Raw genomic sequence first — 12,757 nt, 5'->3', positions numbered from 1 at the left:
CACTTCTTCGAGGCGAGCCAGTGGCTGCAAGGGGATCAGGAGGACGGCGCCATGAACTACTACGGCTTCGCCCACCCGATCCGTGCCTTCCTGGCTGGCAAGGATATCGCCTACCACCCCATCAAGATCAGCGCCGAAGAGCTGGATCGCTGGCTCAAACTGGCGCGGGCCCATATCCCGTTCAAGAACCAGCTGGCCCAGTTCAACCTGCTGGACAGTCACGACACCGCCCGCTTCCTCCATCTGCTGGGCGAGGACAAGCAGCGGATGCGCCTCGCGGCCACCCTGCTGCTCACCTATATCGGCGTGCCCTCCATCTACTACGGCGATGAAGTGGGACTCTCCGGCGGTAACGACCCGGACTGCCGCCGTTGCTTCCCGTGGGATACCACAGACTGGGATCACGTGCTGCACGACCACTATCGTCGGCTGATCCAGATCCGCCGCCAGCGCCCCTCCCTGCGCCGTGGCGATATCCAGACCCTCTACGCCGGGCCCCACAGCTATGTGTTCGCCCGAACCCTGCAAAGCGATCAGGTGGTAGTGGCTTGCAACCGCCACCCGAGCGAGCCGCGCACCATCAGCCTGCCCCTGTGGCAGACCGCCAGCCCCGCCAGCCGCTTCACCGATGCCTTCAACGGCGACAAGTTCGAAGTGGTGCAGGGCGAGGTGCAGCTGACCATTCCGGCCAACTCGGCCCGGGTGCTGATCTCCAGCTGAGCGGGCAACTGACGCGCTGAAAAACAAAACCGGAGCCCAAGGCTCCGGTTTTTTATTCCATTCAATCCACCATGACGTCTGGCCCCTAGCCAGCCACCATCAGTAGTTGATGCTGACGTAGGGCACTTCCGGCACCTGCCAGCACTGCTTGAGGTAGACGGTGAGCACGAAGAAGAAGTTGGCCAGCAGGTTGGCGAAGCGATAGAGAATGGGATCGAAGACCACCTCGCTCTCTTCCAGCCGCACCAGCAGCCGTACCACCTTCTTGCTGCCGCAGCGGCACAGATGGAGGGTGGGAATGGGCTGCGGCCCCTGCGGCAGCACGAAACCGGTGACGCTGCCTCGACTCGCCTCGTTATAGTGGTCGTAACGGGCCTTGAGCCACTCAAGGTCTGCATCGAAGATCCCCAACTTGCCGCGTACCGAGCCGTTTAGGTTGTAGATAAGCCGCTGCAACGCCGCGAGATCCGCCAGCATGGGCTCGGTATCGGCATTCGGCGCAAGGTGTGACAGCACGGCCCCGACCTGACAGCAGAGCTCGTCGGTGGCGATTTCAAAATCACATTTGAGCGAGGTTTCGAAGATAAAGGGGTAGCAGAGCTCGCGCTTGTCTCTTGGCTTCTTGGGGTTCATGGGGCAACCGGGTTGGAGAAAAGACCAGTTTGCCAGCCCCGGGAAGGGCTGGCAAACGGCAGCTTATTACTTGCGTTACGCGCTGTGGCTCAGGCGTTCTTACTGGCGGGCTCGGTGGAGGGCTGGAACTGGTTGATCATCCGCAGCGCCTCCAGCATCCGCTGGTTGAAGCTGGTGAAGCGATCGACCTGCGCCGGTTCCTCTTCTCCTCTCGCGGCCAGCACGGCCGGGGTCAGCGCCTGTTGCTGGGATGCTGGCAGCAGGCTATCCGCCTGTTTCTGCACCTGATCCAGCTTCGGCAAGTAGTCGGCAAATGGCTTGAGCAGATCCTGCAGGGAGTGCGCTCCCTGATAGGTCTGACTCAGCTTGACGCTCTGCTTGAGCTTGAGGGAGTAGGAGGCCAGCTGACTGTCGTCCAGTTTCAGTTCGTTCGCCTTATCCAGCAGATCCTCGAAGTTGCCGGAGAAGAAGCTCCCCGCCAGCTCGTCGATCCCCTTGACCAGCTTGCCGATGGACTCCATCTCGTCGCTGTTGAGATCCCCCTCCAACGAGAAGCTGAAGCTCTGACTCGATTTGAGGCTGAACTGGCTGCCGCTCTCGCTGCTCTGGGACTTGGTCTGCCAGCTATCGTTGAAGCGCAGCACCACCTTGTCGCCATCCTTGGTCTGGATTTCCAGATAGCCCTGCTGGCGACTGGCCATCTCGGCCTGTCCCATGTCGGTCGGGGAAACCTTGCCGAAGAACTCCTTCTCGAACTCCTCGAGCCCTTTCTGGATCAGCTTGTAGCTCTGATCGATACCGGTTTTGATATCGTCGTTGTCAGTCGCCCACTTGCCGAGCTGTTTCTTCGCCTCGTCAAAGCCCTTGTCGACCCCCTTGCGGGCCTGCTCCATCATCCCGGTCAGGTCGTCGTCGGATTTGCCATCGGCCCGCGCGGCACCGAGCCGCCCGGTCACGAACTGCAGCACGTTGTCCGCCACCGACTGGAAGTCGAACAGTGTCTCCGGCGTGATCTCCTCGGGCTCTTTCACCTTCGGCGCCTGATAGCCCTGGCCGTTGATCTCCAGCGAGAACTGCAACGCCTGCTGGATCAGCACCTGCGCCCACTTGGGCGGCTTGTGCAAGGAGACCTCCTCCTCACTCTTGACCTGTTTCTGCTCCGCCTGTTGGGGCGATTTGGGAGAAACACCCACTCCCTTGGGTTGGGCTGCGCCCACGCCTTCGATCTGCATAATGTGTCCTCCCACCATGCCTGTAGATCAGCTATCGGCCTGACTGAACACTTCTTGACCACAAAATGCTGGACAATCTGCGGCTGGCTTTTAAAATCGGGCCCCTTTGGGTGGCCTGTTGCCTTCCCCCGATTTCGACCCGGCCCGGCCGGTGTGCATGTGAGGTATTTATGACCCAATCCCAACAGCCTTCCGCGAACGCTCCGGCGCCTAGAACCGCGGCCGACTATCAGGCCCAACTCGACGAAAAGCGCGCTCGCCTCACCGAGCTGTTTGCCGGCTTCACCCTCCCGGCGCTGGAAGTGCACAGCTCACCGGCGGAGTACTACCGGATGCGCGCCGAATTTCGCATCTGGCACGAAGGGGATGACCTCTTCCACTGCATGTATGCCCCGGCGACCAAAGAGATCATCAAGATAGACCACTTCCCCACCGCCAGCCGCCTCATCAACCAGTTGATGCCGCTGCTGCTGGAGGGGCTGCGCCCACATCCGGTGCTGCGCCGCAAACTGTTCCAGATTGACTACCTCTCCACCCAGTCCGGCCAGATCATTGTCAGCCTGCTCTATCACCGCAAGCTGGAGGCCGAATGGCGACAAGCCGCCGAAGCGCTGCAGGCAGATCTGCGCGCCAAGGGGTTCGAGCTACAGCTGATTGGCCGCGCCCACAAGCAGAAGATCTGTCTGGGGGATGACTTCGTCATCGAACAGCTCAACGTGGCGGGTCGCCAGCTCATCTACAAGCAGGTGGAGAACAGCTTCACCCAGCCCAACGCCGCCATCAACGAGCAGATGCTGGCCTGGGCGCTGGATGTGACCAAGGGGAACGAAGGGGACCTGCTGGAGCTCTATTGCGGCAATGGCAACTTCTCCATCGCGCTGGCGCAGAACTTCCGCAAGGTGCTGGCCACCGAAATCGCCAAGCCGAGCGTCGACTCCGCCCAGTTCAACATCGCCGCCAACGGCGTCGACAACCTGATCATCCTGCGTATGTCGGCCGAGGAGTTCACCATGGCGATGCGTGGTGAACGGGAGTTCAACCGCCTCAAGGGGATCGATCTCAAGAGCTACCAGTGCAACACCATCTTCGTCGACCCGCCCCGCGCCGGTCTCGACGATGCCACCGTCAAGCTGGTGCAGGAGTACGACAACATCCTCTACATCTCCTGCAATCCCGAGACACTGCAGGCCAACATGGCCGTGCTGGGCGAAACCCACGAAATCGCCCGTTTCGCCCTGTTCGACCAGTTCCCCTGGACCCATCATATGGAAGCCGGGGTCTATCTGCGCCGCAAGGCCGGTTGATTCAGGCAGACGGGAAAACAACAACAGGGCCGGATGGCCCTGTTTAGTTATTGGCTGAACACCGGCCTCACTCCAGCCGGAAGTGACCCACGATCTCCCGCAGCCGGTCGTAGGTCTGCTGCATCGCCGCGGAGCTGGCAACCGTCGCTTCGCCATTGTGGGTCAGCTGGCGGATCACCTCGGCGATGGCGCTCATGTTGCGATTGATCTCTTCGGCCACCGCGCTCTGCTGCTCCGCCGCCGTGGCGATATGGCTGATGAGACCATTGATCTCCACCACTTCCCCTGCCATCAGATCCAGCGACTCGTTGACCCTGGTGGTGTTCTCGGCTGCCCCCTGACAGCTCTGCTTGGTATTGCCCATGGCATCCACCACAGTTCGGGTGCCCCGCTGCAGACTGGCCAGCATGGTCTGGATCTCGGCTGTGCTCTGCTGGGTGCGGGCAGCGAGGGAGCGCACCTCGTCTGCCACCACCGCAAAACCGCGCCCCTGTTCACCGGCGCGGGCTGCCTCGATGGCGGCGTTGAGGGCCAGCAGGTTGGTCTGTTCGGCAATGCTGCCGATCACCCCCAGCACTGAGCCAATCTGCTGCACATCCTGCTGCATCGCCTCGATGGAGCGGGCAGTGGCTTCCACTTCATCCACAAGCGCCATCACGCTGGCCATCGCCTGATCCACCACCTGACGAGACTGGCTCGCCAGCTGCTGGCTCTGGCCGGTAAGCTGGGCGGTGCTGGCCGCACTCTCGGAGACGGAGACCGCGGTGCGGCTCATCTCGTTGATGGCGGTCACCACCTGCTCGGTCTCGCGCACGTGGTCCGCCAATAGGGACTGGGCGGCGCCGGTCTGGCTGGCCAGCCCCTCGATGCCGCTGTTGAGCTGGCCGCTCGCCTCCTGCACCTCCCCCATCATCTCCTGCAAGCGTTCGATAAAACGGTTGATCCCGGCCGAGATCTGGCCCAGGTCATCCTTGCTGGTCACCGCCAACCGGCGGGTGAGATCGCCGCTGCCGCGAGAGAGCTCCAGCACCAGATCCCGTAACGAAACAATGGGTCGATAAGCCACGTTGAGCGCCAGCATTGCCAGCACCATCACCACTATCGCCACACCAAACAGCGCCATGATGATCTGGCCGTTGAGTGACCGGGTCATGGCACGGATATAGTCAAGATCGATGTAGCCGGTCAGCGTCCAGCTGTTGCCGCGAATATCCAGCTGGTTGGGACGCGCTTCGCTCTCCCCTTGCGGCTTGCTGTCATATAGGCTGTTGCCCTGACTGTCGGCCAACGAGAAGTAGCGCCCCTCGCCACTCATCTTCGCCAGCAGGCTCTTGAACTCGCTCATGTCGAGGTAGTAGAGATAGGCGGAATCGGCGCCGCGCGGCACCAGAATGGTGATAACCGGCTTGCCATCCACCTGTTGCAGCGGGCTGACGGTAATCTGGTTGTTGGCGGCGGGGATCAGCTTGCGCAGGGCATCGACCCTGGCGCTGTCGTTGATGACGCCGCTCACGTCGAATGCCATGTCGCCGATCACTTTGACGATGTTGTGAAAGCCGGTCTCTTGCAGGGTCTTCTTGACGTTGGTCACCCCGAAGTTGAGGTTGGCGGCCAGCAGGATTTTCTGATTGATGTCGCTGGCCAGCTTCTCTTTGACCAGAGTGATCTGTTCGTTGATGTTGTGGGTGGCTTGAGTGCGAATGTAGCCACTGATGAAGTGGTTGACGCTGAGCCCGGCGGTGCCGATGGTGACCAGAATGGCCAGTAGCAGCAAGAGGTAAATCTTGACCTTGAATGGCATGGGTTCCCTCCAGAAGAGAGGGCTGGCAACGCCAACCCTCTCTGCCAATCGTTATTTCTTCTTGGCGTACTTCATGGAATCCAATGCCACCGCCAGAATGATGATGCCGCCCTTGATGATGAACTGCCAGTAAGGGCTGACCCCGATATAGGTCAAACCATAGTTGATCAGAGTGAAAATGAGTACGCCGGTGATCACACCCGCAACCGTTCCCACCCCGCCAGCAAACGACACGCCGCCCACCACGCACGCTGCGATAGCATCCAGCTCGTACATGAAGCCCAGGTTGTTGGTGGCACTGCCGATCCGACCCGCTTCCAGCATGCCGCCGAAGGCGTAGAAGACCCCCGCCAGCGCATAGATCATCACCAGATTGACGGCTACGTTGACACCGGAGACCTTGGCCGCCTCGGGGTTGCCGCCGATGGCGAAGATGTTTTTGCCAAAGCGGGTCTTGTTCCACAGCACCCAGACAAAGACGCTGGCGATGGCCGCATAGAAGGTGAGATAGGAGAGTTTGAATCCTCCTATCCGGATAAACCCTTGGGCGAAGCTGGAGAAGCGGGGGTCAAACCCGGCCACCGGCGAAGCCCCTACCGAGTCAAAGTAGAGGGAGTTGATACCGTAGACGATGATCATGGTGCCCAGGGTGGTAATGAACGGGGTAACGTTCAGGTAGGCCACGATCAGACCGTTGACCAGACCGATCAGCGCCCCCACCACACACACCAGCAGGATCACCGCCGGAATGGGCACCTCCCCCAGCGTCGGGAACACCTTGTTGACGTTGGTCAGCGCCTGCAGCATGGTGGCCGCGATGAGTGCCGCCAGACCGACCTGACGACCGGCCGAAAGATCCGTACCCTGGGTGATGATGATGCCCGCCACCCCCAGCGCTATGATGACCCGCACCGAGGACTGGGTCAGAATGTTGCTGAAGTTGGTGAGGCTCAGGAAGGAAGGCTCCTGGATCACGATGACCATGAGCAGCACCAGCAGCACCAGATAGATGGCGTTTTCCTTGAGCGCCTGCATCAGATTGAAATTTTTAGCCGACTCCATAAATGTCTTCCTGTCTCTAGAGGTACAGAGATGCCAGGCGCAGTATCTCGCTCTGGTCAGTTTCTTTGGTATTGACGATCCCGGCGACCCGGCCATTGCTCATCACCATGATGCGGTCGGTGATCCCCAGCAATTCCGGCATCTCTGACGAGATGATGATGATCCCTTTGTCCTTCTTCGCCAGCTCCAGGATGAGCTGGTAGATCTCGAACTTGGCCCCGACGTCTATGCCGCGGGTGGGCTCGTCGAGCATCAGGATCTCCGGCTGGGTCAGCAGCCAGCGGCCGATAATCACCTTCTGCTGGTTGCCCCCGGAGAGGGAACCGATCTGGGTCTGCTGGGTCGGCGTCTTGACCCGCATGGAGTCGATCACCCACTGGGTATCGCTCTTCATCTTGTTGTCGCTGAGCAGCCCCATGGAGCCCTTGTAGCTGTCCATGTTGGCGATCAGGGAGTTGAAGGCGATATCGAGTCGGGAGTAGATACCGGTGGAGCGGCGCTCTTCCGTCACCAGCGCAAAGCCGTTGCGGATCGCTTCGTGGGCGTTGTGGTTGGCTACCTCTTTGCCGTGCAGCTTGATGCTGCCCTGGCTGCGATCGCGAATACCGAACAGGGTCTCGACGATATCGGTGCGCTTGGCCCCCACCAGTCCGGCGATGCCGAGGATCTCCCCCTTGTGCAGGTTGAAAGTGATGTCCTGAATGGAGGGCTGGTTCTTCGCCGTCAGGTGTTCGATCTCGAGGATCACCTCTTTCGGCTGGTTGGTCTTTTCCGGGAAACGCTGGGTCAGTTCACGGCCGACCATCATGCCGATGATCTGATCCATGGTCATGCCCTTGAGCGGCTGGGTTGCCACCCACTGGCCATCCCGCAATATGGTGATCTCGTCACAGAGCTGGAAGATCTCCTCCATCTTGTGAGAGATGTAGACGATGCCGCACCCCTTATCCTTCAACTTGTTGATGATCTTGAAGAGGTGGTTCACCTCTTTCTCGGTCAGGGAGGAGGTGGGTTCGTCCATGATGACGATCTTGGCATCGTAGGAGAACGCCTTGGCGATCTCGATCATCTGCATCTGGGAGACCGACAGGGTCGCGACCTTCACCTTGGGATCGATGTCGATATCCAGCTCATCAAAGATGCGCTTGGTGTCGTCATACATCTTGCCGTGGTCGATAAACCACCCCTTGGTGGGGTAGCGGCCGAGCCACATGTTGTCCATCACGGTACGCTGCAGCACCAGGTTGAGCTCCTGATGCACCATGGAGACGCCATTCTCCAGCGCCTCTTTGGAGGAGGTGAAGTTGATCTCCTGCCCCTTGAAGAAGATCTTGCCCTGATCCTTCTCGTAAATGCCGAACAGGCACTTGAGCAGTGTGGATTTTCCCGCTCCGTTCTCGCCCATCAACGCATGCACAGAATGAGGACGGACCCGTAAATTGACATTATCGAGTGCCTTGACGCCGGGAAAGCTCTTACTGACGTCAATCATCTCCAACAGCCATTCTGATTGTTGCTGTGTTGTCATATCAGCCATCACATCTGGTTGAAAAAAGGGCAAGGGGATCTCCCTTGCCCTGGAGGGGGGAATTACTCGAATTGGGACAGGTTGTCTTTATCCACACCGACGTAGGCAACACGTACTACCTTGTCGACGATATTCCACTTGGTGCCTTCACCGGCCGGTTTGCCTTCAGCCAGGTTCTTGGTCAGCTCGAAGGTGGCTTTGGCCTGGTTGGCCGCATCGTTCAGCACGGTACCCGCCATGGCACCGCTCTTGACCATGGCCAGCGCTTCCGGCAGCGCATCGACGCCGAATACCGGAATGGCAGTCTTGCCCTGGGCTTTCAGTGATTCGACTGCGCCCATTGCCATGCCGTCGTTGTTGGCGATGACCACTTCGATCTTGTTGGCGTTGGGGCCGGAGATCCAGGCGTCCATCTTGTCTTTCGCCATGGCGGTATCCCACATACCGGTATCCATGTGCAGTTGTTCAGTCTTGACGCCGCCATCGTTCAGGGTCTTGACCACGTAGGAGGTGCGCGCTTCGGCATCCGGGTGGCCCGGCTCCCCTTTCAGCAGCACGAACTGGATCACGCCATCCTTGTTCAGATCCCACTCCGGATGGGCTTTCCAGTGTTTGGCAATCAGCTGGCCCTGGATGATCCCTGACTCCTTGGAGTCGGTACCCACGTAGTAGGCCTTGTCGTAGCTGGCCAGATCGGTAGCGCTCGGCTCCTTGTTGTAGAAGACCACCGGGATATCTTCGCCACGGGCTTTCTCAATCACTACCGGCGCCGCAGCCGGGTCAACCAGGTTGATGGCCAGCGCCTTCACCCCTTTGGCCAGCAGCACGTCGATCTGGTCGTTCTGCTTGGACTGGTCGTTCTGGGAGTCGTTCATCAGCAGTTCCACCCCCGGAGTGGCTGCCGCCTCCTTCTCGATGGCCTTGCGCACGACCGCCATGAAGTTGTCGTCATATTTGTAAACGGTCACCCCGATACGGGTATCAGCCTGGGCATTGGCTCCAGCCATCATGCCCATCAGCAGGGCGGCAACTGTGGTCAGTTTTTTCATTATGTGTGCTCCGATGTGTCTATCTGTGTTGTAGGGTGGCGAGCAATTGAGCAAGCGCCAATTAATGTAATCAGTTTGTTGTCATTTCTTCTGTGATCATGACGACAAAATGAAAACGATTACACTCTGTTACATTGAAACTTTGTTTTTATTTTTCAAATGCATATGAATAAAAATCAGTTTTGAGACTCAATCATTTCCACAGCATTGAGGCTAGTCGTTACTGGCCTGTTGTCAAAATGGCGCACTGGCCAGGCAGTCCCCTCAATAGCTGGCTTAACGGAGAGTGCAGCCCCAACGGTAACGATGCTCGAGCAGTTGATACTCGGGACGCACGCTCTGGCTCCAGGAGTCATCTCCGCCCACTCCCATGTGAGCACCATCGAGACAGACCCACAGCCCCTCCTCTGCCACCAGATCGCTCTGGTGACGAGCAGCGGCCAGCTGTTGCTGACTGAAGCGGCTGGCACTGAAATGGAAGCTGCCGCTCACCGTCGTGCTGCCCAACTGCAACTGGCGGGTATCGCAGCGCAAGCCGTTGTCGCTCGGGAAGATGTAAGGGGTATGCATGGCCTCCAGCGGCAGGCTCCAGCGACCGAGATCGGCGCCCAGCAGGCGATCCGGATAGTTCTCGTGCGGCCCACGCCCCAGCCATTCTGCTCGCGCTGGCACCTCGGCCAGATGAAGCAGCAGACCGATCCGCGGCAGCGAAGGCAGCACCTGCGCCAGCTCGGTCTCTATCTCAAGGCTCATGGCGCCATCGTCGGTAAAGCGATGATGCCAGTGACTCACCAGCAGCAGCTCATCGTGGTGGAAGTAACCATGGCTGACCCGGATATCCCCTCCGACGACCGCGATCCCCAGACAGCGGTGCTGCCACTGACCGAGGCCACAACCCTGCCAGCGAGCAATCCAGGAGTTGGGGTCGGCGTGATCCGCTTCGCTGGTGCCGATGTCGTTGTCGAGCGGCGCCCGATAGAAGTGATCCATGATCGGCGCCAGCAGCTGCTCCTGCCCCGATTTTTGCCAACTGGTGATACGGCCGCTCTGCTTGTCGAGCCACCACTGGCTGTTTGCGGCGGTGATCCGCCAGCCATCCGGCTGCTCGCTCAGGGTGGCGGCAGCGGCGGGAGCAGGCAGAGCAAGGGGGGTCGGCAGGGTGAACTGCTGACGGGCGACCTTGTGATCCGCCTGCGACCAGGGGGTGGCCTGCGGCTGAACGATGGCCAGATCGAGCCAGGCCAGTGAACCTGCCGCAAAGGTGGGCAACGCCTCGCTCAGGGTCAACTCGACCATCCCCTGTGGCGCCAGCTCAAGGGAAACGTCCCCCTGCTGCTGCACATGACCGTTCTCGCACAGCTGCCAGCAAAGCCGCTCGTTGTCGGTTTCCCGGAACAGGTATTCGCTCTCGATCCGCACCCGCAGCGGGGTGTGCTCGAGCAGGGTGAAGTGGAACGGCTGCTGGGCACGCTTAGCCTCGCACAGGGCGGGATGGGGGGTGCGATCCGGGAACAGCAGACCGTTGCAGCAGAACTGGCGATCGTTTTGCACATCACCAAAATCGCCGCCATAGCCCCAGTAGTGGCGACCATCGGCGGTGTATTTGTCGAGCCCCTGATCGACCCAATCCCAGACAAACCCGCCTTGCAGACGTGGATGATCGCGAAACTCCTGCCAATAGTGGGCATAACCCCCCAGACTGTTGCCCATGGCGTGGGCATATTCGCAGAGGATCAACGGCCGGTGCTCGCCGGGCAGGCCGATCCACTTGGCCAGCGCCCACTTGGGCACCGCCGGGAAGGGTTGATCCTGATGGGTTCTGGCATACATGGGGCAGATGATGTCGGTGGCCGGGGTATCGGCCCCCCCCCCCTCGTACTGCACCGGGCGGCTCGGGTCGCTGCGCTTGATCCAGCCATACATGGCATCGTGGGCCGGGCCGTAACCCGACTCGTTGCCCAGCGACCAGATGATGATCGAGGGGTTGTTGAAATCCCGTGCCACCATGCGGGTCGCCCGCTCCAGAAAGGCGTTACTCCAGGCGGGATCCCGCGTCAGCCGCCCCATGGGGGTCATGCCGTGGGTCTCCAGATTCGCCTCGTCCACCACATAGAGGCCGAGCCGATCGCACAGGCGATAGAAGTCGGGGTGGTTGGGATAATGGGAGCAGCGCACCGCGTTGAAGTTATGGCGCTTCATCAGCAGCAGATCCCGCTCCATGGTGGCACGATCGATGGCATAACCCTTGGCGGGATGGTGTTCATGACGGTTGGCACCGCGAACAAGCAGCGGCTGACCATTGACCCGCAGCAGACCGCCACAGATCTCCACCACCCGAAAGCCCACATCGCACGCCTCGCTCTCGATGGCCTGGCCCTGCTCGTCCAGTAACGTCAGGGTAAGGCGATAGAGATGGGGCGTCTCGGCGCTCCACTTGCGCGGCGCAGCTACATCGAGCCACAGCTCGGCGCGATCGTCATAAGCCCCTTTTTCGTCAATGACTTGGGTGCCAATCGGCTGGCGCAGGGTCGCGACCCGCTCGCCACCGTCATAGAGATTGGCCTCCACCGACAGCCCAGCCCCATTGGCAACTTGCAGGGCAATCTTGAGACGGCCATCCCGATAGCAGGCATCCAGCTCAGGGGTCACCCGCATATCCATCAGATGGCGGGACGGTTTGTGCAGCAGGCCGACGGAGCGGAAGATCCCCGACAGCCACCACATATCCTGATCTTCCAGATAGGAGCCGTCGGACCAGCGCAGCACCAGCACCGCCAACCGGTTGCGACCGCTCTGCAGATATGGGGTCAGATCGAATTCGGCGGGCAGCCGGCTGTCCTGAGAGTAACCTACCCAGCGGCCGTTGCAGAAGAGGTGGAAGGCACTGCTAACCCCGTCGAAGATGATCCGGCTCTGGCCGCTTGCCAGCCAGTCGGAGGGCAGTTCGAACTCACGGGAGTAGCAACCGGTGGGGTTCTCTGCCGGCACCCGGGGTGGATCGCAGGGAAAGGGGTACTTGATATTGGTGTAGATGGGGCCATCGGTGAGCGGCCGCGCAGCTGGATAGGCAGCATCCAGCTGCCAGTTGCCCGGCACTGTAATGGGGCAGGCATCCACCAGATCCTGAGCCAGCCAGCTCTCGGGCACCCGCTCGGGAGCGGCAAAGAAGGAGAAGCGCCACTCGCCATCGAGCAAGAGACGGGAGGAAGAGGCCAAATCACCTCTGGCATCCGCTTCGCTGCGCCAGCTGAACATGGGGGTATGGGCAGCCAGCCGGTTTACCGACGTAATGGCCTGAGTCTGCCAATCCTGACGCGCCACTATCTCCCTGAGCATTCACTCTCTCCCTACTGATTGGAAAACGTATTCAGTCTAGAGAAGTATGACGCAGGGAACGGCGATCTCGCTCACACAGATGTAAACGATTA

9 protein-coding genes are annotated in these 12,757 nt (G+C 60.1%); 2 read left to right on the top strand and 7 right to left on the bottom strand.

Annotation, left to right across the window (positions count from 1 at the left end):
* Positions 1-720 (top strand): alpha-amylase family glycosyl hydrolase (locus G5358_RS10135; RefSeq protein ID WP_421324041.1); only part of this gene is annotated, 720 nt, incomplete at its 5' end.
* 99 nt (positions 721-819) lie between these two features.
* On the opposite strand, the gene G5358_RS10130 is transcribed toward G5358_RS10135, so the two are convergent.
* A complete protein-coding gene (locus tag G5358_RS10130) occupies positions 820-1,353 on the bottom strand; it encodes an ATP--cob(I)alamin adenosyltransferase (RefSeq protein WP_421324040.1) in 534 nt (177 codons plus the stop codon).
* An 89-nt stretch (positions 1,354-1,442) separates the two neighbouring features.
* A complete protein-coding gene (locus G5358_RS10125) occupies positions 1,443-2,585 on the bottom strand; it encodes a DUF5610 domain-containing protein (RefSeq protein WP_421324039.1) in 1,143 nt (380 codons plus the stop codon).
* Between the two features lie 170 nt (positions 2,586-2,755).
* Between G5358_RS10125 and trmA the strand changes: the two genes are divergently transcribed.
* Entirely contained in the window at positions 2,756-3,889 is a 1,134-nt protein-coding gene (trmA, locus tag G5358_RS10120) for a tRNA (uridine(54)-C5)-methyltransferase TrmA (RefSeq protein ID WP_421324038.1), read from the top strand.
* A 67-nt stretch (positions 3,890-3,956) separates the two neighbouring features.
* Here the strand turns inward: trmA and G5358_RS10115 are convergent, their stop codons facing one another.
* From G5358_RS10115 to G5358_RS10095, 5 genes are all read right to left on the bottom strand, one after another.
* Positions 3,957-5,690 carry a methyl-accepting chemotaxis protein gene (locus tag G5358_RS10115; protein WP_421324037.1) on the bottom strand — a complete coding sequence of 578 codons (1,734 nt, stop codon included), beginning with the start codon at positions 5,688-5,690 and terminating at the stop codon, positions 3,957-3,959.
* Positions 5,691-5,741: 51 nt separating this feature from the next.
* Positions 5,742-6,752 (bottom strand): galactose/methyl galactoside ABC transporter permease MglC, encoded by a 1,011-nt coding sequence (mglC, locus tag G5358_RS10110; protein ID WP_005342585.1) that lies wholly within the window; start codon positions 6,750-6,752, stop codon positions 5,742-5,744.
* Positions 6,753-6,768: 16 nt separating this feature from the next.
* Positions 6,769-8,289 carry a galactose/methyl galactoside ABC transporter ATP-binding protein MglA gene (gene mglA / locus G5358_RS10105; protein WP_042081798.1) on the bottom strand — a complete coding sequence of 507 codons (1,521 nt, stop codon included), beginning with the start codon at positions 8,287-8,289 and terminating at the stop codon, positions 6,769-6,771.
* Positions 8,290-8,342: 53 nt separating this feature from the next.
* A complete protein-coding gene (mglB, locus tag G5358_RS10100; protein WP_005340747.1) occupies positions 8,343-9,329 on the bottom strand; it encodes a galactose/glucose ABC transporter substrate-binding protein MglB in 987 nt (328 codons plus the stop codon).
* Positions 9,330-9,605: 276 nt separating this feature from the next.
* Entirely contained in the window at positions 9,606-12,665 is a 3,060-nt protein-coding gene (locus G5358_RS10095) for a beta-galactosidase (protein ID WP_421324036.1), read from the bottom strand.
* Positions 12,666-12,757 lie beyond the last annotated feature (92 nt).

The sequence above is a fragment of the Aeromonas sp. 604176 genome (assembly GCF_049170755.1).
Classification (GTDB): domain Bacteria; phylum Pseudomonadota; class Gammaproteobacteria; order Enterobacterales; family Aeromonadaceae; genus Aeromonas; species Aeromonas veronii_A.
Note: the sequence above shows the minus strand (reverse complement) of the source record. Positions and strands in the feature narration are given on the sequence as shown.

Bases quoted from the DNA above. Each gene is read 5' to 3' on its own strand.
- trmA (WP_421324038.1), top strand. From the start codon at position 2,756: ATGACCCAATCCCAACAGCCTTCCGCGAACGCTCCGGCGCCTAGAACC.
- G5358_RS10125 (WP_421324039.1), bottom strand. From the start codon at position 2,585: ATGCAGATCGAAGGCGTGGGCGCAGCCCAACCCAAGGGAGTGGGTGTT.
- G5358_RS10095 (WP_421324036.1), bottom strand. From the start codon at position 12,665: ATGCTCAGGGAGATAGTGGCGCGTCAGGATTGGCAGACTCAGGCCATT.
- mglB (WP_005340747.1), bottom strand. From the start codon at position 9,329: ATGAAAAAACTGACCACAGTTGCCGCCCTGCTGATGGGCATGATGGCT.
- G5358_RS10115 (WP_421324037.1), bottom strand. From the start codon at position 5,690: ATGCCATTCAAGGTCAAGATTTACCTCTTGCTGCTACTGGCCATTCTG.
- G5358_RS10130 (WP_421324040.1), bottom strand. From the start codon at position 1,353: ATGAACCCCAAGAAGCCAAGAGACAAGCGCGAGCTCTGCTACCCCTTT.
- mglC (WP_005342585.1), bottom strand. From the start codon at position 6,752: ATGGAGTCGGCTAAAAATTTCAATCTGATGCAGGCGCTCAAGGAAAAC.
- mglA (WP_042081798.1), bottom strand. From the start codon at position 8,289: ATGGCTGATATGACAACACAGCAACAATCAGAATGGCTGTTGGAGATG.